Origin of the sequence: Bradyrhizobium sp. STM 3566 (assembly GCF_045571445.1) — a bacterium.
Classification (GTDB): domain Bacteria; phylum Pseudomonadota; class Alphaproteobacteria; order Rhizobiales; family Xanthobacteraceae; genus Bradyrhizobium; species Bradyrhizobium vignae.
The window spans coordinates 5,917,598-5,942,669 of sequence record NZ_CP120692.1 but is presented as its reverse complement, the minus strand read 5'-3'; the positions used below and the strand labels follow the sequence as shown (position 1 = coordinate 5,942,669).

Genomic DNA, 25,072 nt, shown 5'->3' with positions numbered 1-25,072 from the left:
CGCTACATCCTCGCGCTCAACACCGGATCGAGCAGCCACCTCATCAGGGACCGTTGCTCAAGGATCACGTCGGCCCTCAGCAGCATGTCCGGCTGAAGCGGCATCTTGCGGCCATAGGCGTCGATGTCGGGCCGCTCGAGAGCCGCCGTCACACGGTAAGCTGGTTCCTTGAGGGTGATCGGCCCGGTCGTTTCGTTGCCGGTCAGAATCGTGTGGGAGACCTTTGTCACGCTGCCGCGGTAGGTGCCGAATTTCTGATAAGGAAATGCCTCATAAAGTATTCTAACCTGCTGGCCGGGGCGCACAAAGCCAAACGCGCGTGTCGGAAAGAACAGCTCCGCCTGCAAGTGCGCATCAAGGGGAATGATTTCGAGCTGCATATGCCTTGGATCGGCGATCTGGCCAACAGTCGCCTGCAGCGTGGACACGCGGCCACTCGTTGGCGCCCTGATAACGTAAGCCTGCCGCCCGTTCACCTCGGCCGCGCGCTGTTCGATCGAGGAGAGTTCATTACGCAGTCCTCGGATCCGCTCTGCGGCGACGGTGGGGAGTTGCTCGAGTGTATGCCGAGCGTCTGTCAATTGGGTGCGCCGTGCGGTGATCTGCTGATCCAGCGAGACCACGCTCTGCTTTTGCTCAAGGGCGGCCTGCTCGCGGCGCTTGAGCTCAATCGTTGGCAATGCGCCGCTCGCGGTTAGCTTAGCGCCCGTTGATACGAAGCTCTCGGAAAGCTTCAGCCGCTCGTTTTGGATGTTCCGCTGGTCCTCGAGCTGGGCAATCTCTCCTTCAATCCCCTTGATCGTGGAAGCGAGGCGATCCTGTTCCGAGGCGGTTCGTCGATCTTCCGCATCGATCTGTCGCTCGACCACATTGCGTTGCTGCGTCAGAACTGCAAGGACGGTGGCATTGACGTCATCGCCACTGGCGGTGATTTGGGAAGTGACTACGGTCAGGAGCGGGTCACCCTCCGCAACCTCTTGCCCTTCCTTCACTTGTATCGCTTTAACGAAGCCCTGTTGTGGCACGAAAATCTTGGCTGTGCCGGAGGTCGGCGTGAGATACCCGGAGACGGTCTCCTTGCGCGCGTATTGCGCGATGGAGAGAAAGCACAGAATGAGTATGACGAGCCCCACCAGGCTCCAGCTAAGGAGCGTGCTCGATAGCGGCTGCAGCAATACGACCTCACCCCAGCTGTGGCGCTGATGCAAAAAGTCGACGGCTTCCTTGCGAAATAGAGCTGGCCGAGTCGCCATGGGGCGCGCCTTGCTGTGCTCTTACTCATCAGCGCTGCGCGGAGTAGCGTTCCGCCGCAGCAAGACTGCGGGTCGATACCGGAGAACCGCTTCCCCTTATGGAGAAGCGGTTCGCCGACGCATCTTGGCTTTACCCAACAAAGATTTGGGACTGGGACTGCTTGGACAGCAGGCCCACCTGAACTTGGTTTCCGCTGAGGACATTGATGTCGCCAGTTCGGATCAGTGATCCATCATGGCACCCACAGCCGCCGGTGCCGGCGGCCACGAGGTCGAGCTCCTCATCTGACAGTTCGATAGGGTGAGCAAGATTGGTCATCTCTAGCATGTTGGCCTCCTTTCGATGTAAGTGGCGGAACATTGATGTAACTGTTGCCACGTCATCACTAGGTGCAAGACGCCAATTTGGATGCACGGCCGCGCAAATTTTGTGAGCGGCACGCGTTTGACGCTTTGCCGCATCCTGATTTTGCAACGTCTTATGCGAGGTGAGTCAAAGCGGGTGACGGTGCGGTTTCGTCATAACGAATTGGACGTTCGGATCTTCTTGACGGCGTGACGGAGATGCGACGCGTTTCGAACGAACGCGCGCTGGGACGCTATAGCGGAGTTCGGTCCAAGAACCGCCTTAGCCTTTTGGCTGCATGATCGCTGCGCAAAGGTCTTAGACGTAGTCGGAGATGTGTGCGCTAAAGTTATGAATGCGACTTAGCGACCGTTTTTGAAGCCTCCATTTTCGAAGTCGACGAAAGGGATAACGTCGCTTCGCACAGCGACTTGCCTGGCTGACGCGCACGACGCATTACCCGCCTGCGCCGGTGACGACCGTTGGCCATTTGGCGGTCGGGAAAAGTTTGAAAACGTCGGGAACGAAGTTGATGCTGTTGACTTGAGTTCGCCGACGGTCGATTTCGTATTTTTTTAAAACAGGTCATTTAAATTAATTTTAAATGCAGGGCATTAAATGCCACGGGCAGTCCTGCAGGTGAAAGCAGTCGCGAATCTGCTTTGTGAGGGGTTACTTCGACCATGCCCCATCCATGCGCCGATGTGACGAAGGGAACGCCTCGCTCCGCCGCAGCGCGGCACGAGGGTTATTCAAATTGCGAGACGGCGCTTAATTACGAAACCGCTCTGCTGGAGTGCGCCTCCGGATCGCAGTCGGCCGTCGGCAAGATCTACGCCCGGGAGAAGGAACAGCTGCGCGCGATGGCGCACCGGATCGTGCACGACAGATCGCGTTCCGAGGACGTCATCCACGACGCATTCGCGCAGATTCTCCGATGTGCGAAAGACTTCGATCCTGCGCGAGGATCCGCCCGGGGCTGGATTTACACGATCGTCCGCAACACAGCGCTCAAGATGCGGCAGAACGCCGGGCGCGAACTCGCGCTCGAGGATGATGCATTGAATGCCATCTGCGCGCGCGAACAGACCACTCCGAACCCTGCGTCCTGTATCCCAGACAGCATGACGCTGCGAACCATGCTCGACCAGCTTGAGCCACAGCGTCGCGCGAGCCTGCTTCTGGCGATCGTCGACGGGCGCACGCACGAGGAGATTTCCGAATGTCTGCGGGTTCCCGTCGGAACCGTCAAGGCGTGGATCCGGAGAGAGCTCGTGGCCATGCGCCGGCAGCTCGAATGAGGCGTGAACTTATTTCTTCGCCGATGCATCCACGGGTGTGCTTCGGCGACAGTAGGGGTGACCGCGTGGTGATCCCGGCAGGGCACGCGCGCGTGACCCTCGTGCCGTCGCAAAGCTGAAGCGAGGAGCGAAGCCATGTCTATCCTGAGCAGCGTTACGAGCATTCTCGGGCTCGGAAAGCTTGCGGGAACCGGCGTCCCACCCGAGGAATGCACGTCGACCAAGCCCGACGACTGCGGCGAGGGCAAGCAGTCAAAGTGGAATGACGATCGTAGGGGTAACGACGAGTATTCGAACAACGACGGAAAGGACAATTATTCCAAGCTTAGCGGCATGGGCGCCTACCCGAAAGACGCCAAGGGCGACTACCCAGCGCACGATGGTAGCTGGAAGGACGTCAAGGACGGCGAATACCAGCCCAAGGATTATTGGGACAAGGGGGCTGACGATGGCAGCAGGGGCGACACCGATCGCAGTCCGGGTGAAGCGCTAGCCAAGTTCGACTTCTCCCATGGTGAATTCGCGGGTGATTTCAGCTCGCACGGTCCCGATCATTCGGGTGACATACAGGGCGCGCTCGCTTCGATGTCTTGCGACGATGCACTCGAATACGCCATCGATTTGATGGGCCCAACGGATCACTTCGACGTAGGGCATTTCGACACGGCGACGGATACGCCGCACGACACGAACGCCTGACATGCCGAAGAGACGCTGGCGGTGAATACTGCCGGGCGAGAGTGGTTTTTGAACGAGAAAGGCGGCGGTCATGCAGCAGGTGGAAAAGCGCGAACTGTTCGAGCAAGAGCGGAAGATTTTCGAAGCCGGAGTGCAGCGCGCTGACAAGCGATCCGGATCTTTCAGTTTCTTGACCTGGTCGTTCTTCATTGCCCCGCTGATCGCCTGCGAAGAGTTCCTTGCGGCTCCGTTCAAATCCGCGCTGGCCGAGCAAGAAGACGCGACAACCGCTCAGGCAGGAGCGGGGCCGCAAGCGACGGACGACCAGCTGCCTGCGACCGATCCTGCGAAACCGGGCCCGGAGGATGAGAGGCCTAAGGGGCTGGCCGCTTCGTCGGAGACGCATGTGGCTCAGCTCGATCCGACCGGCCTCCCGGCGGAGCCGCATGAACACACGCCGAGACCGAGCACCGCTCGTGGCGACGCGATCGCCGCTGCGAACTATGGGGGTGAGGGCGGAGGTAGCGAAGATGCCGAGTCCTGCAAGCACCATGCTCACACCTCGGCCGACGTTAGTAACGTCAGTTGCGTGAACTCGCCGTCAGCAGAGTCGGACGTCGGAAGCACTGAAGTGTCTGGTGGGTCAACGCTCGAATCCATTCGATCTGATTTGCTTTGCGGCTCGTCTAGCCCGTCGATCGTCAGCTCCTTTCCCCTGCTTGGAATGGTCGGTGATCTGAGCAATGACGTGGTGCTAGGGATTGCGCCGGTCGAGGCGATGGTGCCGCCGGCGCTCACGATGACGAGCGACACCGTCAGCACGCTACCGGATGGCGAGGTCTGCGCGATCGCGCCGCTCCAGGTGACGGCGCAGCCGACGCTCACGAGCCTGGCCCACACCGCGGGCACGCTGCCCGACGACGTGGCTGGAACGATTGCGGTGGTCGAAGCGGCGGTGCCGCCGGCACTCGCGACGATGACCGACACCGTCAGCACGCTGCCCAACGACGTGGCCGGCGCGATCGCGCCGCCTGAGGCGGTGCAGCCGACGCTCACGACGTTGGCGGACACCGTGGGCACGCTGCCCGACGGCATGGTTGCTACGATTGCGCCAGTCGAAGCGGCGGTGCCGCCGGCACTCGCCGCGACCGACACCGTCAGCACGCTGGCCAACGACGTGGCCGGCGCAATCGCTCCGGCCGAGGCACCGTCGACGCTCACGACCGTGGCCGAGACCGCGGGCACGCTGCTGCCCAACCACGTGGGTGAAACGATTGCGGCGGTCGAACCGGCGGTGCTGCCGGCGCTCACGACGGTGATCGACACCGTCAGCACGCCGCCCAACGACGTCGCCGGCGCAATCGCGCCGATCGATGCGGTGCCGCCGACGCTCACGACCTTGGCCGACACCGCTGGCACGCTGCCCAACGACGTGGTTGGAACGGTGGTTGGAACGATTGCGGCGGTCGAAACGGCAGTGCCGCCGGCGCTCACGACGGCGACCGACACCGTCGGCACGCTGGCCAACGACGCGGCCGGCGCAATCGCTCCGGCCGAGGCACCGTCGACGCTCACGACCGTGGCCGAGACCGCGGGCACGCTGCTGCCCAACGACGTGGGTGAAACGATTGCGGCGGTCGAACCGGCGGTGCTGCCGGCGCTCACGACGGTGATCGACACCGTCAGCACGCCGCCCAACGACGTCGCCGGCGCAATCGCGCCGATCGATGCGGTGCCGCCGACGCTCACGACCTTGGCCGACACCGCGGGCACGCTGCCCAACGACGTGGTTGGAACGATTGCGGCGGTCGAAACGGCAGTGCCGCCGGCGCTCACGACGGTGACCGACACCGTCGGCACGCTGCCCAACGATGTCGCCGGCGCAATCCCGCCGGCCGAGGCGGCGGTGCCGCCGGCACTCGCGACGATGACCGACACCGTCAGCACGCTGCCCAACGACGCGGCCGGCGCAATCGTGCCGGTTGAGGCGGTGCAGCCGACGCTCACGACGTTGGCGGACACCGTGGACACGCTGCCCGACGGCATGGTTGCTACGATTGCGCCAGTCGAAGCGGCGGTGCCGCCGGCACTCGCCGCGACCGACACCGTCAGCACGCTGGCCAACGACGTGGTTGGTACGATTGCGGCGGCCGAGGCGGCGGTGCCGCCCGCACTCGCGACGACGACCGACACCGTCAGCACGCTGGCCAACGACTTGGCCGGCGCAATCGCTCCGGCCGAGGCAGCGCCGTCGACGCTCACGACCTTGGCCGACACCGCGGGCACGCTGCTGCCCAACGACGTGGGTGAAACGATTGCGGCGGTCGAACCGGCGGTGCTGCCGGCGCTCACGACGGTGACCGACACCGTCAGCACGCTGCCCAACGACGCGGCCGGCGCAATCGCGCCGGTTGAGGCGGTGCCGCCGATGCTCACGACCTTGGCCGACACTGCGGGCACGCTGCCCAACGACATGGTTGGGACGATTGCGGCGGTCGAAGCGGCGGTGCCGCCCGCACTCGCGACGGTGACCGACACCGTCAGTACGCTGCCCAACGACGTCGTCGGCGCAATCGCGTCGGTCGATGCGGTGCCGCCGACGCTCACGGCCGTCGCCGACACCGTGAGCACGCTGAGCAACGAGGTGGTTGGCCCGACGACTGTTCCAGACAGTCAGTCGACCACGTTGCCGCAAACGGTTGCATCGGACAGCACGGGAGCTCACACCCTGGCGAGTTCAGCACCAGCCTTTGAGATCGTGGGGTTGGCAGTGGATACGGCCAACGGTGCACCTGGTGATGTATCACAGCCCACCGGTGTGGCTGGCGATGCTTTGGCGAGTGCGGCGCCGGTCGCTGACATGAGCGGGCCGGTGCTCGCCACAACAGCTGCCGCTCCGACCGATCCGGCGAGCGAGCTCTCGCATCCGGCCGACACTGCGATTATGGCTGGCGACGCTCTGGCGAGTACGGCGCCGGTCGCTGACACGGGCGAGCCCGTGCTCATCACAACGGCTGCGGCTCTGACCCATGCGACGAGCGACGTATCGCAACCGGCCGACACGGGCAGTGTGACTGCGAGTGCGGCGCCCGTCGCTGACACGAGCGAGCCGGTGCTCACCACAACGGCTGCCGCTCTGACCGATCCGACCAGCGACGTGGCGCATCCGGTCGACACGGGCAGTGTGGCGGGCGATGCTCTTGCGAGTGCGGCGCCCGTCGCTGACACGAGCGAGCCGGTGCTCACCACAACGGCTGCCGCTCTGACCGATCCGACCAGCGACGTGGCGCATCCGGTCGACACGGGCAGTGTGGCGGGCGATGCTCTTGCGAGTGCGACGCCGGTCGCTGACACGAGCGAGCCGGTGCTCCCCACAACGGCTGCCGCTCTGACCGATCCGACCAGCGACGTGGCGCATCCGGTCGACGCGGGCAGTGTGGCGGGCGATGCTCATGCGAGTGCGGCGCCGGTCGCTGACACGAGCGAGCCCGTGCTCACCACAACGGCTGCTCCGCTGACCGATGCGTCGAGCGACGTGGCGCAACCGGCCGACACGGGCAGTGTGGCGGGCGATGCTCATGCGAGTGCGGCGCCGGTCGCCGACACGAGCGAGCCCGTGCTCACCACAACGGCTGCTCCGCTGACCGATGCGTCGAGCGACGTGGCGCAACCGGTCGACACGGGCAGTGTGGCTGGCGATGCTGTAGTGAGTACGGTGCCGGTCGCCGACACGAGCGAGCCCGTGCTCACCACAACGGCTGCGGCTCTGACCGATCCGACCAGCGACGTGGCGCATCCGGTCGACACGGGCAGTGTGGCGGGCGATTCTCTTGCGAGTGCGGCGCCGGTCGCTGACACAGGCGAGCCGGTGCTCGCCACAACGGCTGGGGCTGCGACCGATCCCCCGAGCGACGTGTCGCATCCGGCCGACACGGGCAGTGTGGCGGGCGATGCTGCAGTGAGTACGGCGCCGGTCGCTGACGCGAGCGGGCCGGTGCTCACCAGCGCCGGAGACTCGCTCAGCAACCCCACGACCGAGCCCGTAGAGACGGCCGTGCCGGACACCGGCAGCGCTCAAACGTCTGGATCGGCCGACACCCTTCTTGCGCTCGCCAGCACAGCTGACGCTCCGATCGAGAGTTCGGGATCCGTGACCGCTGCCCCGCAGAACGTCGTGACGGACACATCGAATGCTGCGGTGACGACCACCGTCGCGGGCGATGTGATCGCGTTGAACGATGCGCCACCGCCTCCGGCAGATACGCTGTTCAACGGAACCCAGTATACAGACTATGGCGTCTCGCTCAGCGGCGACATCGCGCCCCCGCAGACGGCTACGTCTCAGGCGGACGCCGTACCGGCCCAAGATATTCCGGCACCGGTGGCTGCCGATGTCCAAAATCCCGCGCCGCCGCCTCCCGATATCGTGGATGCTACTCAGATCGATCACCTTGGAACTCACGATGCCGTCCTCTAGTGGGAGGCAAACATGGCTGCTGTCGAGACACTGGACGATCCGCAGCGCACCCACTCCAGAGCTCAACTTCGCGTCACACCCAACGGCGAGGCCCGCGACTATGTCGGACCTGTCAACGCGCTGGCCGCCTGGCGTTCGGTTGCGCGCACCAACCTGATAGCAGTCGCGGCGTTTTCGGTCGTTGTGAATCTGCTGATGCTCACGTTGCCGATTTACCTCTTTCAAATATCCGATCGCGTGCTGACGAGCCGTAGTCTCGAGACACTGCTGATGCTCTCTGCTCTCGCGCTGGCGTTCATCGGTATCCTCTCGATCGTGGACATTCTGCGTCGGCAGGTGCTGGGGCGTCTTGCGACCAAGATGGAGGCGGTGCTCGGCGGCGCCGTGTTGGCGAGCAGCATCAACAACGCCAGGGCCGGCGAGGGCGGAACGATCCAGGCGATCCGCAGCCTTCACCAGGTGCGGGGTTTCATCTCGAGCCCTATCATGCTTCTGCTGATGGACGCGCCACTCTCACCACTCTACTTCGCAGTCATATTCCTCGTTCACCGACATCTGGGCTGGATCGCAGTGGTATCGGGCCTGGTCCTCGCACTGATTGCGCTGATCAACCAGAAAGCGACCTCGGAACGTCTGAGCGAGGCAGGGCTGCATGCCGCCGAGGCCGATGCGGCGGCCGAGTCGCTGGCGCGAAATTCGCAGGTGATCAATGCGATGGGAATGCTGAGCGAAAGCATTCTCCACTGGGGGCGCCGGCAGGCGCCGGCGCTGACGGTCCAGAGCCAGGCCCTTGACCGGAATTTCTGGATCAGCGGTGCGTCGAAGTTCGTCCGGCTCGTGGCCCAGATCACGATTCTCGGTACCGGCGCCTATCTGGCCCTCCACGCCGAGATCACCGGCGGCATGATGATCGCGGCTTCGATCATTGCCGGCCGCGCCCTGCAGCCGCTCGAAGGCTTGATCGAGGGATGGCGCAGCTGCGTGCAGGCGCGATCGGCCTATGCCCGCGTCAAGCAGGCAGTCGAGTCATTCCAGCGCGAGACGCCCAAGCTGCGCTTGCCAAGACCGCAAGGGCGCCTGAGCGTTGATCGGGTCTTGTATCTGCCGCCCGGCTCGAAGGAGCCGGTACTCAATGGTGTGTCGCTCGAGCTCGCGCCCGGAGAGTCGTTGGCCATTGTCGGACCGTCCGGATCGGGCAAGTCGACTCTCGCGCGCATTCTCGTGGGATGTCTGGTGCCGACAGCGGGAAAGGTCAGGCTGGACGGAACAGAGCTGCGCAACTGGGATCGCCGCCAGTTCGGGGAATATACCGGCTACTTGCCCCAGGAGGTCGAGCTATTTCCCGGTACCATCAAGCAGAACATCTGCCGCATGCGCGACGATTTGCCCGACGAGAGCATCTATGAGGCGGCGATGTTGTCGGGCATTCACGACATGGTCTGCCAGTTGAGGCAAGGATACGAGACCGTGCTCGACCGCAGTGGCGGGCCGCTCTCGGGAGGACAGAAGCAGCGCATCGCGCTTGCCCGGGCATTCTTCGGCAATCCGTCCCTCGTCGTGCTCGACGAGCCCAACTCGAATCTCGACGCAGCGGGCGAGCAGGCTCTGACCGAGACCCTGCAGCGCGCCAAGCGGCGGGGGGTCACCGCAGTGGTCGTAACCCTGCGCCCGGCGCTCCTGAACAGTGTTGACAAAGTGCTGATACTGCGGGCCGGACGCGCGGAAGCGTTCGGCTCTCCGAGCGAGGTGTTGCATCGCTTGGTTCGGTCGCCCGGCAGGCCCGGCGGAGATGCGCCGGAGCAGCCGCAGCGCATCGAATCCTCGGGCGGGTGATCAGCGCGGGAGGATAGCATGAGAGTAAAGGACGACATCGGTGAGTGGTACCGCGGTGTTCCGCTGAGCGCCAAATGGCCCATCTTCACCGGCCTTGCCATCTTGGTTGTTTGGCTCGGGTGTTTCGGCGTTTGGGCCGCAGTTGCCCCACTCAACAGTGCGGTCGTCGCTTCGGGCACGTTTGTGGCTACCGGGCAGAACAAGCTTGTCCAGCACTTCGAGGGCGGCATCATCCGCGAGATTGCGGTCAAGGACGGGGATGTCGTCGAGGCCAACCAGGTCCTCGTCCGCATGGACGATACCGCTGCCAACGCCAAACTGAGACGGCTGGTTTTGAAGAAGTATCGCCTGCTCGCCATGAAGGCGCGTCTAGAAGCTGAAATGAGCTCTTCGGATACTATCAAACCTCCGGCCGCATTCAGCGAGAGTGCACGTGATCCAGAAATCAAAGCGATTCTTGAGCGGCAACGTGCCGAGCTTCAGGCGCGCCGGGCCAGTCTGCTGACCGAGGAAAGCGTACTCGTGAAGCAGATCGCTGGGCTGGAGGAAAGCATCCGCGGATATCAGGCGCAAGTTCAGTCCACCAAAGAGCGTATTGGTTTGTTCGCCGAAGAGCTGAAGGACAAGAATTCGCTTCTTGGCCAGCAGTTGGTCCGCAAGTCGGATGTGCTGGCGCTGCGGCGTTCCGAGGCGGGTCTCGGGGGCGAGCTCGGCGAGTATCTCGGGCGCATCGCCGATTCGAAGGAAAGGATCGCTCAAGCGAACGAGAGAATAGCGCAGCTCCATGCGACGGCGCTCCGGGATGCGATCAAAGAATTACGCGAGACCGAGGCGGATCTGGACGATGTTGAGGAACAGATTCGCGCAGCGCAGGACGTGGTCGACCGGATCGATGTTCGTTCGCCAGTTCGGGGCATCGTGGTGAAGAACAATTTCCATACGCCGGGCGGCGTCGTTTCTCCTGGCGCGGTCATCCTTGAACTCCTACCGATCGGCAATGAGCGCATCATCGAGGCGCATGTGAACCCGAAGGACATTTCGCATGTGAGCGTAGGTCAGGAAGCGCTGGTGCGGTTGTCGGCGCTCAACCAGCGCATCACGCCCATGGTCGGGGCGAGCGTCATCTATGTGTCAGCGGACGCCCTGGCGGAGCAAGTGAAGACCGAAGCCCGTCCCGACGGTGACACGCGTCGGGAATTCTATGTCATTCGGGTGCGCCTGGACCAGGACGATATTCTCAGGCAAATGCCTGAATTCATCCCGACACCAGGGATGCCCGCGGACGTTTACATCAAGACCGGAGAGCGTACGTTTTTCGAGTACATCATGAAGCCGGTCTTCGACAGCTTCTCGCGCGCGTTCCGCGAAACCTGAAGCGAGCATTTTGGACTTTGATGCTGAGCACTCGCGGGGACGTGAACTCAAGCCTTCGTCCAAGGCTTGCTGAACGGCGCCACTTCGCTCTCGGCCGAGAGCTCTCGGTTGCGCATACTGAAGCCGCGTTCAGGTTGATGCGGGAGATTGGTCGAGGCTTTGCGCTGTAAGGGTAAATTCGTCACTGATCTTACGTGCGACGCGCCCGCCCGCTTCGCCTTGGCGCAAGGATTGGTTAGCCCGACGTGTCACCCGGACTGCCGCGCTTCTCGAGGTTCACCGCGGCCATGCCATCTTAGTCGTGGTGCCCTCTGAAGCGTCGCCTAACTGCATCCCACGCTTGAATGACTGGAAGGAGGAGCACGAAAAGAAATCTGATTGCACTCGGCGCCCTAACGCGCCGCAGGGGTGGCTCGTGGTCGTCCGATCGACGGGCCTTGTTGTTGATCGGCGCCGGGGACGGAGTTCCCCGTGACGCTCGCGCAGGAGCAACCGGCCTGCGCGAGGGCAGGACAACCACGACGAACAGAACGTTGACCAGTAGCCATATTCCCACAATGAGAAGGACAGTACGCACGAGGAACGACCATCGTTTGATCTAAGATCTGCCGAGCTTACCTCCTGTCTCATAGCCGTGACGCAGCCGACAGCACTACGCTCGCGCGGACCACTTCAGCGCAGCCCGGGCAAAGCATGGATTTGACAGCCCCTACCAAGATGCCGAGGCCGTTCGGGCCCCGAGCGCTTCGCGAGGGTCTGGGATTGGTCGCAGCCTAGTCCGGCGCAAAACTCAGGTCTGTGCGCTTTCGAACATTGATGCGCCTTCAGGTACGGGATTCCTATGCAGCATCCGGCGAGAGCCGGACAGGGATGGTTCGGCCTGCGAGCCGGTCGCCAAATGCCAGCTGTCGTCCTCAGCCCGCAATCCCGAAACTGCAGCTGGAGTCCTGGATTTGTTCCAGCAGGTGACCGTGGCGAGATATCGCAGGGTGAATAACCGGCGAATTCGCAGTTCGCAAAGAACCAATATCCCGTTTCGGCAGTTGACTCCGGCGTCATCCGAACAAGCAAGGTGTTTGTTTGGCCGATGAGCTTAGAAGCTGAGCCGGAACACCATGAAGGACCTCCGGCGACGATTGGAGAAGGTCCGCGCTAACGCCAGAGACTTTGCGCTGATGAGTCAGCAGGCGACGGACGTTGAAAAGCGCGAGCTGTTCAAGCGCATGGCGGATGAATTCGCTATCGAAGCTCTTGAGCTTGAGCTAATCGTGAAACAAAATGAGCCGTCGAATCCCTGCGACCAGCACGAGGTCGTGGAGTTTAAGCCGTCCTCTCAGAAGAAGCGCGGCTGACGCGGACAGAGCTAGGCCGACTGCTATATCGCGCATGCACGTCTTCGAGCGTGGCTCCGCGAGCGAGGAGGGCTGCTTACGGCGCATAGCGGAGTTTTCTCGTGAATTCCAACCGGGCTGCGCGAAAACTCCCCGCCTGTTGTCCATCCACGCAGAAGGCGAGCAACACGTTGTCGGGCGCCGTACCATAATTGGTGTAGCCCATTGACGTCGAGGATGCCGCCGGCGATCACCGGTCCCGGTTCCGGTCCCGGTCCATCGAGCGAGCCGCCACGCGCCGACACGCCGTTTACGGTCGCATAGTCCCGCATGCGCTCATCCGCTCAGGCCTGAATTGCCGCAGCGCGTTGCCATCAGGCGCGCGTGCCACGGCACCCGAGAGTCCCTGTTCGGGGCGGCCGCTTTCCCTGATCGCCTTTGAAATTTTCCCTGATCCAGTTTTGACGGTTCAGTGCCAAAATGCCGTGTTTTCACGGCACTCCCTGGCGCGTTTCGACGCCGAGCGCAGGCTCGCCCGCCGGGTTTTCCCTGCAAAATTCCCTGTAAGCAGGGAATTGATCGCCGGCCGCCTTTTGCACTATTGAGCGGGCGTTTTTAATGTCGCGTTGGCTTGGGTGGAACGGAGCGGAGGCCTTCTAACTGGGGGGCGAGTTTTCCCTGTTATCGCCGTCGGCCACACTTGGTTCGGCCGCTCTTATCAAAAGGGCGCTTAAGAGCGAGACAAACAAAAGTCGACGCCACCGGCTGCCCGGCGTTGCGGCGGTTAAGGTTGTAGCTGGCCACTGATTTTTCTCGGCCTAGCCCATTTGGGGGAGGCGCCAGGCGGCAGGGCTCCAAGACGCAAAATCGCCAGCCGGAAGATCAATAGTTGCTCCCCTCGGGGTTCGCATGACCCCGTCGTCTCTCCTACCGGAAGCAGCCATAGCAAGGCAATGAACTAAGGTCAGCCGAGCCACAAGCGGACGAACCACGCACGGATCGCTCGGGGCCGCCTCAAGCCCGCTCTCGACCACTCTTGGCTCGTTCTTGTGCTTTTGCATGAACCGGCGAAGATTGCCGGGCACCAGGGCCCGGATGCACATGGACGTCCTTGGCCGCCAGCGGTTCACCGCATTCCGAGCAGACCATCACGGGATCGAACATCCTCTTGCAGCTCTTGTGTTCGTGCAGCATCGGTCGGCCGCGCGAGTCGACCATATGCACGTTGCCCCAGTGCACGATCGACATGATGATCGGGTACAGATCCAGGCCCTTCTGGGTCAGGATGTACTCGTAACGCTTTGGTGCTTCCCGATAGGGGATTTTTCGCAGCACGCCGAAACGCACCAGCTTCTTCAGCCTGTCGGCGAGCAGATGGCGAGTAATCCCCAGCGACGCCTGGAAGTCGTCAAACCGGCGGACGCGAAGAAAACACTCGCGAAGGACGAGCAAACTCCAACGATCACCGATCACCGCGACGGTGCGGGCCAGGGAGCACGGCTCCTCTTCGAGTGCATCCCATTTCATCAACTTCCTCCGCGTTTTCCGGCTGCAGCAAAATAAATTCTAAAACAGAACTTATATGATTTCAATAGGATGCCTGTCTGGCAGGTATTGGATGACGAATATCATATTGACAGTTCTGTAATAGAACTTATGGTTCGGACGAGATTCAAACGAGGCGGCGGTCGAACCGCTGATGCGTCGAAGGGAAGAGCGTTGCCATGGTTGCTGCGGTGAAGGTCGAGTTTCACTTCGATTTCGGAAGTCCCAACGCTTATCTCGCCGAGCTCGCGTTGCCGGAAATCGAGAAGCGTACCGGCGTCAAGTTCAACTATGTCCCGGTGCTCCTTGGCGGCGTCTACAAGGCGACGGGCAACATGTCGCCGGCGGACTCGCTGCGCGGGATCAAGAACAAGCCGGAATACAATGCGCTAGAGACCACGCGCTTTCTGCGTCGCCACAACATCACGAAGTTCACGCCGAACCCGTTCTTTCCGGTGAACACGTTGAGCTTGATGCGCGGTGTCGTCGCGGCCGAATTCGAAGGCCTGTTCGAGTCCTATTTCCGCGCGGCCTATCACCACATGTGGGGCGAGCCCAAGAAGATGGACGACCCGCAGGTGTTCCGCGAGGCGTTCCTCTCGTCCGGTCTCGACATTGACCGCATCATCGCGCGCGCCCAGCAGGATGACGTCAAGAAGAAGCTGATCGAGAACACCACGCGCGCCGTAGAGCGCGGCAGCTTCGGCTCTCCGACCTTCTTTGTCGGCGACGAAATCTATTTCGGTAAGGATAGTCTGCGCGACGTCGAAGAGGAAATCCTCGCCCAACTCGCCAGCGCGCGGCGCAAGACCGCGTGATCATAACGTCGAGGCAAAACCAAAAGGCAAAAAAGCCGTTTCTCAGGGAGGGTGCCGTGGTCTCATTGACCCAAGAGACAATAGCGAGTGTGGACGGTCTGCCGAACCGGATCCATCACGTGATGGCGCCGCATGTCGCAGCAACGCCGGATCGCATGGCGCTGGTCGATGACACCGCGACGCTGACCTATCGCGAACTCGATGGAGCGGTTCAGGCCACAGCTGACACGCTGCGTACGCTTGGCATCCGCGCCGGCGACCGCGTGATGATCGTCAGCGAGAATTCGATCCCGCTCGCTTGTCTGCTGCTCGCCGCGAGCTTGCTCGATGCCTGGGCGATCGTGGTCAATCCGCGGCTGTCGCCGCGAGAGGTCGACCAGATCCGGGATCACAGCGGCGCAAGGCGGGTGTTTTTCACTGCCGGGGTATCGCAGGAAGCAGCCACCCATGCCGTTAGATGCGATGCGCCGCAGCAGGAGCTTGGGCCGCTGCGCGATATCGGCGTGACTGCGCTGAACGCGGACACGGCGGCGGAGCCGGTCGAAGCCGATGGCGCCAAGCAAGTCGCGGTTCTCATCTACACGTCTGGCACGACGGGCACGCCCAAGGGCGTGATGCTGACCCATCGCAATCTCCTGTTCAGTGCGCGGGGCACGGCCGGCTGGCGCAAGATGACCGCGGCCGACGTGCAGTATTGCGTGCTCCCGATCTCGCACATCGTCGGGATCTCCCTGCTCACCATGACCTTGATGGTCGGCGCGAGGGTGCGCCTGGTCGCAAAATACGATCCGGCAGCCTTGGCGAAGGCGATGGCGGAGGAGGGCATCACGATCCTCAACGGTGTGCCTGCGACCTATCAGCGCCTGTTGGAGTACCGCCGCAATGCCGGCCTGCCGAAGCTCGATCGTGGCTGCCTGCGCTTGATCGCGGTTGCGGGCGCGCCGCTGGACCTCGAACTCAAGTCGCGCGTCGAGCAGGAGCTGGGCTTGCCGCTGCTCAATGGCTACGGGATCACGGAATGCTCGCCGGGCATCTCGGGCGTCCGGATCGAGTCCCCGAGGGCGGATCATGCGGTGGGGACAGTCCTGCCGGGCGTGGAGACCAAGCTCGTGGGCCGCGACGGCAAACCAGTGGCGGGAGATGCGGTCGGTGAACTCCACGTCCGTGGGCCGAACGTGATGCGCGGCTATTATCGCGCACCCGATCTGACTGCGAAGGCGATCGATCCGGATGGCTGGTTCAATACCGGCGATCTGGCTCGCTTTGAAGGCGATGTTCTCTACATCGTTGGGCGTACCAAGGAGATGATCATTCGGTCAGGATTCAACGTTTACCCGGCGGAGATCGAGGCTGTGCTGAGCACGCACGACGCGGTGGTGCAATGCGCCGTGGTCGGACGGCCGGTCGAGGGCAATGAAGAGGTTGTCGCCTTCGTGCAGCTCATCCGCGGTTCAAAGGCGACGGCGCAGGATCTCATGGCCCACATAGCTCCGCAACTCACCTCATACAAGCGACCGTCGGAAATCATCCTGATCGACGCGCTGCCGGCGACGTCGACGGGCAAGATCCTGAAGCACAAGTTGGCTGAGTCGCTGCGCAGTCCAGGCTGACGCTTTGCCTGACAAGAAGTTCTCTCGGAACGAAGGAAAAGGCCATGCAAAAGAGAAACGCCACCGCAGCCGTGATCGGTGCAGGGGACTATATCGGTGCCGAGATCGCCAAGAAATTCGCGGTCGAGGGATTTTCGATCTATGCCGGCCGCCGCAACGGCGACAAGCTGGCGCCGCTGGTCAAGGACATCGAAGCCGCCGGCGGCGAGATCCACGCCCGTTCACTCGACGCCCGCAAGGAGGAGGAGATCATCTCCTTCCTGAGCGACGCCGATAAGCACGCGCCGCTCGAAGTCTGCATCTTCAATATCGGTGCCAACGTCAATTTCCCGATTCTCGATACCACCGAGCGGGTGTTCCGCAAGGTCTGGGAAATGGCATGCTATTCCGGCTTCCTGGCGGGACGTGAGGCAGCGCGGCTGATGACGGCTCGCGGCGGCGGCAAGATCTTCTTCACCGGGGCGACCGCGTCCTTGCGCGGTGGCAGCGGTTATGCCGCCTTCGCCAGCGCGAAGTTTGGCCTGCGGGCTGTCGCGCAGGCGATGGCCCGCGAGCTCGGTCCGAAGAACATCCATGTCGCGCATCTCATCATCGACTCCGGCGTCGATACGGAATGGGTGCGCCAGCGCCGCATCGAGGCGCTTGGCCCCAACGCGCTTGACAATCCGGACCTCTTGATGCCCCCGGCGGCGGTCGCCGGCGCCTACTGGCAGCTCTACCAGCAGCCAAAGACCGCCTGGACATTTGAGCTGGAGATCCGTCCGTTCGGCGAGAAGTGGTAAGGAGCCGGTCCGATGGAGCTGGCATTGTCGCCGGAAGATGCGGCGTTTCGCGACGAGGTTCGCGCATTCATCAGGGATCATTACCCCGAGGAAATGCGCGTTCCGAACCCCGAGACCGATCTGACCAAGGAGCAGTCGCTGCTCTGGCATCGCATTCTCTACGAGAAGGGCTGGATCGCGCCGCTGTGGCCGAAGGAGTATGGCGGCCCCGGCTGGTCGATCACGCAGCGCTTCATCTTCGAACAGGAGACCTCCCGGGCGGGGACGCTGCCGCCCCTGGCGTTCAGCGTCACCATGGTCGGCCCCGTCATCTACACTTTCGGCAACGAGGCGCAGAAGAAAAAATTCCTGCCGCGGATCCTGTCCGGCGAGGATTGGTGGTGCCAGGGCTATTCGGAGCCGGGCTCCGGCTCGGACCTTGCGACCGTCAGAACCAAGGCAGTGCGCGAGGGCGATCATTATATCGTCAACGGTCACAAGACCTGGACCACGCTGGCGCAGCACGCCGACTGGATCTTCTGCCTGGTGCGGACCGATCCGAACGCGAAGCCGCAATCCGGCATCTCCTTCCTGCTGATCGACATGAAATCGCCCGGCGTCACCGTGCGGCCGATCATCACGATCGACGGCAGCCACGAGGTCAACGACGTCTTCCTCGAAAATGTCCGCGTGCCGGTCGAGAATCTGGTCGGCGAGGAGAACAAGGGCTGGACCTACGCCAAATTCCTGCTCGGCAACGAGCGCACCAGCATGGCGGGTATCGGCCGGTCGACCCGGTACATCCAGAAGCTAAAGCAGATCGTGAAAGCGGAAATACCGGCCGATGATCCCGCGCATCTCGAGTTCCTGCGCGACATCGCCCGTATCGAGCTCGACGTGCTGGCATTGGAGGCAACCGAGCTTCGCGTGGTGGCACAGATGGCGCGCGGCATCGATCCCGGTCCGGCGGCCTCGCTGTTCAAGATCCGCGGCACTGAGATATTCCAGGATATCACCGAGCTCATCCATCGCGCGATCGGCAATTACGGTCTTGCCATCCGCGAGCATCCGGCCAGCGCCAACCGTTTCATGCCGGGCCCTGAGCACGCTCATACCGCGTCGGAGAAATACCTGAACTCGCGCAAGCTCAGCATCTACGGCGGATCCAACGAGATCCAGCGCAACATCATCGCCAAAGCCGTGCTCGGGCTCTAGCCACGGCGGATCGGGAGGAGCGGATGGATATTCAGTTCACGGAAGAGCAGGAATTGCTGCGATCCAGCGTGCAGCGCCTGCTGCGCGGCCAGTACGATTTCGAGGCGCGGCGCAAGATCGTGGCGAGCGAGGAGGGCTTCAGCCGGACGCAATGGGAGGCCTTCGCCGAACTCGGCCTGCTCGCCGCGCCGTTCTCCGAGAACGCCGGCGGTCTCGGCGGCGGTCCGCTGTCGACCATGATCATCATGCATGAGTTCGGCCGTCACCTCGTCGTCGAGCCTTTCCTCGAGACGGTAGTGCTGGCCGGCAGCCTGATCGAACATGCCGGCACGCCCGAGCAGCAGCAGGCCTTCATCCCCGGCATCGTCGACGGCAACAAGATCTGGGCGCTGGCCTGGACGGAAGAGGTTTCCCGCTTCGACTTTGCCGATGTCACGACGACGGCGCGGCGCGAGGGCGACGACTACGTTCTGAGCGGCACGAAGACGATGGTGATCGCTGCGCCCTGGGCCGACTATCTGATCGTCTCGGCGCGGACGTCCGGTGACGACCGTGACCGCGCCGGCGTCAGCCTGTTCGTGGTCGACCAGCGTGCCGCTGGACTCGATCTCCAGAGCTTCAAGACGATCGACGGCCGCCGGGCCGCCGAGATCAGCCTGCGCGAGGTCCGCGGGCAATTGCTCGGGCGGGAAGGCAAGGGCGTTGCCTTGCTGGAAGCCGGTCGCGACCGCGCCATCGCCGCGCTCTGCGCCGAGGCGGTCGGCGCCATCGGCGAGCTGAATTCCGCGACGTTGGACTATTCGAAGACCCGCAAGCAGTTCGGCACGACCATCGGCTCCTTCCAGGTCCTCCAGCATCGCATGGTCGACATGTTCATTGCTCATCAGGAGGCGCTCTCCCTGATGCAACATCTCAGCCTGAACCTCAGCGCCGGTGATCCCGGCCTGTCGCGGCTCGCCTCCGGCGCCAAGTCGAAGATTGGCTATGCCGGTAAGTTCGTCGCTGATCAGGCGGTGCAGCTTCATGGCGGCATGGGAATGACCGACGAGTTCAATGTCGGGCACTATTTCAAGCGTATCTCCTCCATCAACATCCAGTTCGGCGATCCGGCGTTCCACGTGCTGCGCTACGCGCAGCTGGACGCGGCCGCGTAAACAGAAGGGGTCAGCATGACGATTGAAGCAGTCATCGTTTCCACCGCAAGGACGGCTGTCGGCAAGGCCTATCGCGGCGCCCTCAACAACACGGACGGTCCGACCATGGCCGGGCACGTGATCGCCGAAGCGGTGAAGCGCGCCGGCATTGCGCCCGATGAGGTGGAGGACGTCGTGATGGGCTGCGCGATGCAGCAGGGCACCATGGTGATGAACGTGGCGCGCAAGGGCGCGATCCGCGCCGGTCTGCCGGTCACCGTTGCCGGCACCACCATCGACCGGCAATGCGCGTCGGGCCTGCAGGCTATCGCGGTGGCCGCACGGTCGGTCATGCTTGACGGGGTCGAGGTCGCGATCGGCGGCGGGATTGAGTCGATCAGCCTCGTGCAGAACGAGCACATGAACAAGTTCCACGCCGTCGATGACGAGCTGATGGCGATGAAGCCTGAAATGTACATGTCAATGCTGGACACCGCGGAGGTCGTCGCCGAGCGCTACAAGATCGGCCGCGACCAGCAGGACGAATACAGCCTCGAATGTCAGCGCCGCGTCGGCGCTGCGTTGCAGGCCGGCCGTTTCAACGACGAGATCGTACCGTTCACGACGAGGATGGCGCTCGTCAACAAGGACACCAAGGAGGTCACCTACGAGCAGGTGACGCTCACCAAGGACGAAGGCCCGCGTCCGGAAACCACCGCCGAGGGCCTCGCCAGGATCAAGCCGGTGTTCGAGGGCAAGACCATCAGCGCCGGCAATGCCAGCCAGCTTTCGGACGGCGCTTCGGCCTGCGTGATCATGAGCGATAAGATCGCGGCTAGGAAGGGTCTCAAGCCGATCGGCATCTTCCGCGGCTTCGTCGCTGCCGGCGTCGAGCCGGACGAGATGGGCGTTGGCCCGGTTGCCGCGATCCCGCGGCTCCTCAAGCGCCACAACCTGAAGATCGACGACATCGATCTCTGGGAGCTCAACGAAGCATATGCGGTGCAGGTGATCTATTGCCGCGACAAGCTCGGCATCGATCCGGACAAGCTCAATGTCAATGGCGGCTCGATCGCGATCGGTCACCCCTACGGCATGACCGGCTCGCGCCTCACCGGGCACCTTCTGATAGAGGGTCGTCGGCGCAAGGCGAAATACGGCGTCGTGACCATGTGCATCGGCGGCGGCATGGGAGCCGCCGGTCTGTTCGAAATCATCCACTGAGCGGCAAGGGCGGGGAGATCATTCGTGAAGACAGCGATCACTGAACTGTTCGGCATCCAGCATCCGATCATCCAGGGCGGCATGCACTATGTCGGCTTTGCCGAGCTCGCCGCTGCGGTATCGAATGCCGGCGGCCTTGGCATCATCACCGGCCTGACGCAGCGGACACCGGAATTGCTGGCGAAGGAAATCGCGCGGTGTCGCGACATGACCGATAAGCCGTTCGGCGTGAACCTCACCTTCCTGCCGACCTTCTCGACGCCGCCTTATCCCGAATACATCGCAGCCATCAGGGAGGGCGGCGTCAAGGCGGTGGAGACGGCTGGCCGCAGTCCGGAACAGTACATGCCCGCGCTGAAAGCGGCGGGCATCAAGGTGATCCACAAATGCACATCGGTCCGGCACTCGCTCAAGGCCGAGAAGATCGGCTGCAACGCCGTCAGCGTCGATGGTTTCGAGTGCGGCGGGCACCCCGGCGAGGATGACATCCCGAACATGATCCTCTTGCCGCGGGCGGCCGATGCGCTGAAAATCCCGTTCGTGGCCTCGGGCGGCATGGCCGATGCGCGCAGCCTGGTCGCTGCGCTGTCGATGGGGGCCTCGGGCATGAACATGGGCACCCGCTTCGTCGCCACCAAGGAAGCGCCGGTCCACGAAAATGTGAAGCAGGCGATCGTCAAGGCGAGCGAGCTCGACACCGTGCTGGTCATGCGCGCGCTGCGCAATACCGAGCGCGTCCTCAAGAACAAAGGGGTCGCCCAGCTCGTCGAGATCGAGCGCAGCAAGGGCGCCAGCCTGACGATCGACGACATCCACGACCAGGTCGCGGGCGTCTATGCCAAGGTGATGGTTGACGGCGACATGGACGCCGGCGCCTGGAGCTGCGGGATGGTGGTCGGCCTCATCGACGACATTCCGACAGTCAAGGAGCTGATCGATCGCATCATGAGCGAAGCGGAGACGATCATTCGTCAGCGGCTGACCGGCTTCCTGGACGGCAAGGTTGAGACGGAGAAGGCGCGCGCAGTCGCCTGAACTGCGCTTCTGGGCACGGCAAGGTCGCGAGCCGGCATGACTTGCCGGCCGGACATGGAGGTCTGATCGCATGAGCGCACCTGTCTGTCTGATATCCGGCGTTGGGCCAGGCACGGGATCGGCGCTGGCGAGACGATTTGCCGAGGGAGGATATCGCCTCGCTCTTCTCGCCAGGAACGAGGAACGCCTCGCCGCGCTGGCGCAGCAATTGCCGGGCGCAAAGGCCTATCCATGCGACGTGTCCGATGCCGCGCAAGTTGAGGCCGTGGCATCCGCCGTCGAACGAGATCTGGGCAGTCCCGCCGTCGTCATCCATAACGCCGTCGGCGGGGCGTTCGGCAGGTTCAGCGAAATCGATCCGGAGATACTCAACCGCAACTTCCAGATCAACACGATGGGGCTGCTGTATCTGGCGCGGCGGTTTACCCCGGCGATGATACAGGCGGGCAGCGGCGCCGTCGTCGCGACCGGAAATACGTCGGCGTGGCGAGGCAAGCCGGGCTTTGCCGGTTTCGCTCCGACCAAGGCGGCGCAACGCATCCTTGCCGAGGCAATCGCGCGTGATCTCGGACCGCAGGGTGTCCACGTCGCCTATGTCGTAATCGATGCCGTGATCGATCTCGAATGGACGAGAAAGCGTTGGCCGGACCGGCCGGACGACTTCTTCATCAAGCCGCGAGCGATCGCGGATGAGATCTGGCACGTTGTTCACCAGGATCGCAGCGCCTGGTCGTTCAATGTGGAGATCAGGCCGTTCGGCGAAGCCTGGTGTTCGTAAGGGAATAGGCGTCGCCGATCAAATCATAACAAGCTTAGGAGGAAATGTAGATGTTGATGAGGAGATTCGTACTTGCCGTGGCCGCGCTCGCGGCATTTGCGGAGATGCCGGTTCATGCCGATACGCCCGGTGTCACGGAATCGGAGATCAAGATCGGGGCGACATTCCCGTTCAGCGGCCCCGCTTCTCCGCTCAGCAACACCGGCAAGGGCCTCATTGCGTACGTTCGCTCGATCAACGACCATGGCGGCGTCAATGGCCGCAAGATCAACCTCGTGACCTATGATGATGCCTATAGCCCGCCGAAGGCCGTCGAACAGACCAGGAAGCTGATCGAAGGTGACGAGGTGGCATTGCTGTTCAGCCCGCTCGGGACACCTGGTCTCAGCGCGACCGTCAAATATGTGAACGGCAAGAAGGTGCCACACCTCTTCGTCGTCAGCGGCGCGACCAAGTTTGCCAATTTCACCGACTTTCCGATGACGACCACGGGACTGCCGAGCTACAACACCGAAGGCAAGATCTACGCGAAGTACATCACCGGGACGGCGCCCGACGCGAAGATCGCGATCCTCTACCAGAATGATGACCTCGGCCGCGATTTCGTCGCGGCGTTCAAGGAGGCGTTAAGAGCCGATTTCGATCGGAAGGTGGTCGCCTCGCCATACGAAGTTACCGAACCCACCATTGAGTCCCATGTGGTGTCACTCAAGGCCTCGGGAGCCCAGGCCTTCGTGATCGCGGGCACGCCGAAATTCACCGCCCAGGCGATCAAGAAGGCGAGCGAGATCGGCTGGTCGCCGCTCACCATCATCAACTATGTCTCGAGCTCAGTCTCCGCAACCATCGTGCCGGCCGGACCGGACAAGGCGGTCGGGGTTATCGCCGCGACCGTCACAAAGGATCCGAACGACAAGAGGTGGGCCGACGACCCGGGCATGAAATGGTATCGCGAGCACTTCGAGAAATATCTTCCCGGCTCCGACATTGGCGACAACAATTACCTGTTCGGAACCCAGCAGGGCCAGATCCTGGAGCAGGTGCTCAAGCAATGCGGCAACGACCTGTCGCGCGAGAACATCCTGAAGCAGGCGCGCAGCATCAAGGGGCTCGTGCTTCCGACGCTGATGCCCGGTATCGCGATCAACACCGGCCCGAGCAACAGTATGGCGTACACGCAGCTTCAGCTGCAACGCTGGACTGGAAGCTCCTGGGAGCAGTTCGGAAATGTTCTGAGTGCCGACCAGAACCAATCAGCACCAGAGCGCCCGTGATGATGACCCTCCGTACCTGAGTCGGGGGCTTGGCGTGTTCGGCGAGTACGAAATCAAAAAAGCGCCCGGTGCCGAGCGGCGCAACGGCGAGAAGCCGTGGCCGGACCATATCGCGCGTGGGCATATCGGGAAAATTTGGAACAGGCGGCCCGAACGGTGGTTTGACGCTTTGGGAGCTTCGGCGTGCTCGAGGGAAGATCCGCAATGGCGCTCCAGACCGGCCCCGGGAATCGGCTTTTGGCGGCTTTGCCGCCTGCGGATCTCAACCTGCTTGAGCCTCACGTTCAGAAGATAGCGTTCGAATCTGACGCTGTGCTGGTGCGAACCGGAGATGAGCTCAAACAGGTCTATTTTCCCGTTAGCGGCGTCTTGGCGTTCCTGGTCGAGATGTCGGACGGACACATTGTCGCTTCCACTCTCATGGGCTCGGAAGGAGCGGTCGGCGCTCTCGCCATTCTAAGTCCCTCGCACTCGCCAGTCACGGCAACGGCCTATGTGGCCGGAGCTGCGCTGCAGATTCCTGTCCCACGGTTGCAGCAAGCCTATGAGCAGAGCGGCGCCATCAAGCGTGTTCTGCGCCTCCATCTCCGCACTCAATTGTTGCAGCTTCAGAATGTGGCTGCCTGCAACGCGGTGCACCCGGTGGAATGCCGTATGGCCCGCTGGTTGCTCGAGATACATGACCGCGTCGCCAACGGCGAGATTAGATTGACCCAGGAGGCGCTCGCACAACTTCTTGGCGTGCGGCGAACGACCGTGTCTCTAACGATGCGTAAACTTCGGGCAATCGGATGCATCATATCGGAGCGGCGCGGCGTCTTGGAGGTCCACCGAACGCGGCTCGAGAACGTCGCTTGTGAGTGTTACGGTGTGATGCGCCAGAGGATCAAACGAATGTATGAGGGGGAGCTGGGCTCCCCGAATGTTTCGCATCCGCAATACTTCCCTTTCTCATGAAATCGAATGGTTTCCACGGAACAGCAGCGTTTGGCGGCACATCGAGCGGGGCAACCGTTGCCGAAGTCATCCATCGGCTTCTGACCCCCTGTGCGGGTTCTCCTCTGCAATTTTCTCGTAGCAGGGAAC

General features: G+C 62.7%; 19 protein-coding genes. 16 read left to right on the top strand and 3 right to left on the bottom strand.

The genetic code is table 11. The features are described 5' to 3' along the window. Positions 1-2 precede the first annotated feature (2 nt). Both P6U27_RS28640 and P6U27_RS28635 read right to left on the bottom strand, forming a co-directional pair. Positions 3-1,253 carry an HlyD family efflux transporter periplasmic adaptor subunit gene (locus P6U27_RS28640; protein WP_122404967.1) on the bottom strand — a complete coding sequence of 417 codons (1,251 nt, stop codon included), beginning with the start codon at positions 1,251-1,253 and terminating at the stop codon, positions 3-5. A 130-nt stretch (positions 1,254-1,383) separates the two neighbouring features. Further along, positions 1,384-1,581 (bottom strand): hypothetical protein, encoded by a 198-nt coding sequence (locus tag P6U27_RS28635; RefSeq protein ID WP_244607743.1) that lies wholly within the window; start codon positions 1,579-1,581, stop codon positions 1,384-1,386. Between the two features lie 701 nt (positions 1,582-2,282). On the opposite strand from P6U27_RS28635, the gene P6U27_RS28630 reads away from it, so the two are divergent. The 6 genes from P6U27_RS28630 to P6U27_RS28605 all read left to right on the top strand — a co-directional run bounded on the left by P6U27_RS28630 (position 2,283) and on the right by P6U27_RS28605 (position 12,614). Beyond that, positions 2,283-2,900: a sigma-70 family RNA polymerase sigma factor gene (locus P6U27_RS28630; protein WP_407192910.1), complete on the top strand. Its 618-nt coding sequence runs from the start codon at positions 2,283-2,285 to the stop codon at positions 2,898-2,900. A 135-nt stretch (positions 2,901-3,035) separates the two neighbouring features. After that, positions 3,036-3,599: a hypothetical protein gene (locus tag P6U27_RS28625; RefSeq protein ID WP_407192909.1), complete on the top strand. Its 564-nt coding sequence runs from the start codon at positions 3,036-3,038 to the stop codon at positions 3,597-3,599. A gap of 70 nt (positions 3,600-3,669) precedes the next feature. Continuing rightward, positions 3,670-8,055, top strand: coding sequence for a beta strand repeat-containing protein (locus tag P6U27_RS28620; RefSeq protein ID WP_407192908.1), 4,386 nt, complete (start codon positions 3,670-3,672; stop codon positions 8,053-8,055). Between the two features lie 12 nt (positions 8,056-8,067). Beyond that, complete coding sequence (locus P6U27_RS28615) at positions 8,068-9,888, top strand: type I secretion system permease/ATPase (RefSeq protein WP_209296623.1); 1,821 nt, start codon at positions 8,068-8,070, stop codon at positions 9,886-9,888. Between the two features lie 18 nt (positions 9,889-9,906). Further along, a complete protein-coding gene (locus P6U27_RS28610; RefSeq protein ID WP_122404962.1) occupies positions 9,907-11,262 on the top strand; it encodes an HlyD family type I secretion periplasmic adaptor subunit in 1,356 nt (451 codons plus the stop codon). 1,115 nt (positions 11,263-12,377) lie between these two features. Then, positions 12,378-12,614 carry a hypothetical protein gene (locus P6U27_RS28605; RefSeq protein ID WP_122404961.1) on the top strand — a complete coding sequence of 79 codons (237 nt, stop codon included), beginning with the start codon at positions 12,378-12,380 and terminating at the stop codon, positions 12,612-12,614. 993 nt (positions 12,615-13,607) lie between these two features. Here the strand turns inward: P6U27_RS28605 and P6U27_RS28600 are convergent. Further along, entirely contained in the window at positions 13,608-14,120 is a 513-nt protein-coding gene (locus P6U27_RS28600) for a helix-turn-helix domain-containing protein (protein ID WP_129145972.1), read from the bottom strand. Between the two features lie 197 nt (positions 14,121-14,317). Here P6U27_RS28600 and P6U27_RS28595 point away from each other — a divergent pair, with 197 nt between their 5' ends. The 10 genes from P6U27_RS28595 to P6U27_RS28550 all read left to right on the top strand — a co-directional run bounded on the left by P6U27_RS28595 (position 14,318) and on the right by P6U27_RS28550 (position 24,943). Then, a complete protein-coding gene (locus P6U27_RS28595) occupies positions 14,318-14,956 on the top strand; it encodes a 2-hydroxychromene-2-carboxylate isomerase (protein WP_407192907.1) in 639 nt (212 codons plus the stop codon). A 56-nt stretch (positions 14,957-15,012) separates the two neighbouring features. Beyond that, positions 15,013-16,566, top strand: coding sequence for a class I adenylate-forming enzyme family protein (locus P6U27_RS28590; RefSeq protein WP_407192906.1), 1,554 nt, complete (start codon positions 15,013-15,015; stop codon positions 16,564-16,566). 44 nt (positions 16,567-16,610) lie between these two features. After that, positions 16,611-17,348 (top strand): SDR family oxidoreductase, encoded by a 738-nt coding sequence (locus P6U27_RS28585; RefSeq protein WP_122404958.1) that lies wholly within the window; start codon positions 16,611-16,613, stop codon positions 17,346-17,348. Positions 17,349-17,360: 12 nt separating this feature from the next. Continuing rightward, positions 17,361-18,542 (top strand): acyl-CoA dehydrogenase family protein, encoded by a 1,182-nt coding sequence (locus P6U27_RS28580; protein WP_407192905.1) that lies wholly within the window; start codon positions 17,361-17,363, stop codon positions 18,540-18,542. Positions 18,543-18,565: 23 nt separating this feature from the next. Further along, the gene (locus P6U27_RS28575) at positions 18,566-19,696 is read left to right on the top strand and encodes an acyl-CoA dehydrogenase family protein (RefSeq protein ID WP_407192904.1); all 1,131 of its coding nucleotides are present in this window, start codon (positions 18,566-18,568) and stop codon (positions 19,694-19,696) included. 15 nt (positions 19,697-19,711) lie between these two features. Further along, positions 19,712-20,899, top strand: a complete 1,188-nt coding sequence (locus P6U27_RS28570) for an acetyl-CoA C-acyltransferase (protein WP_407192903.1) — start codon at positions 19,712-19,714, stop codon at positions 20,897-20,899. 24 nt (positions 20,900-20,923) lie between these two features. Continuing rightward, positions 20,924-21,934, top strand: a complete 1,011-nt coding sequence (locus tag P6U27_RS28565) for a nitronate monooxygenase family protein (protein ID WP_122404954.1) — start codon at positions 20,924-20,926, stop codon at positions 21,932-21,934. 70 nt (positions 21,935-22,004) lie between these two features. Further along, on the top strand, positions 22,005-22,712 hold the full coding sequence (locus P6U27_RS28560; protein WP_129145968.1) for an SDR family NAD(P)-dependent oxidoreductase: 708 nt from the start codon (positions 22,005-22,007) through the stop codon (positions 22,710-22,712). 50 nt (positions 22,713-22,762) lie between these two features. Beyond that, positions 22,763-23,986 carry an ABC transporter substrate-binding protein gene (locus P6U27_RS28555; protein WP_407192902.1) on the top strand — a complete coding sequence of 408 codons (1,224 nt, stop codon included), beginning with the start codon at positions 22,763-22,765 and terminating at the stop codon, positions 23,984-23,986. Between the two features lie 204 nt (positions 23,987-24,190). Then, positions 24,191-24,943 (top strand): Crp/Fnr family transcriptional regulator, encoded by a 753-nt coding sequence (locus P6U27_RS28550; RefSeq protein WP_129145966.1) that lies wholly within the window; start codon positions 24,191-24,193, stop codon positions 24,941-24,943. Positions 24,944-25,072 lie beyond the last annotated feature (129 nt).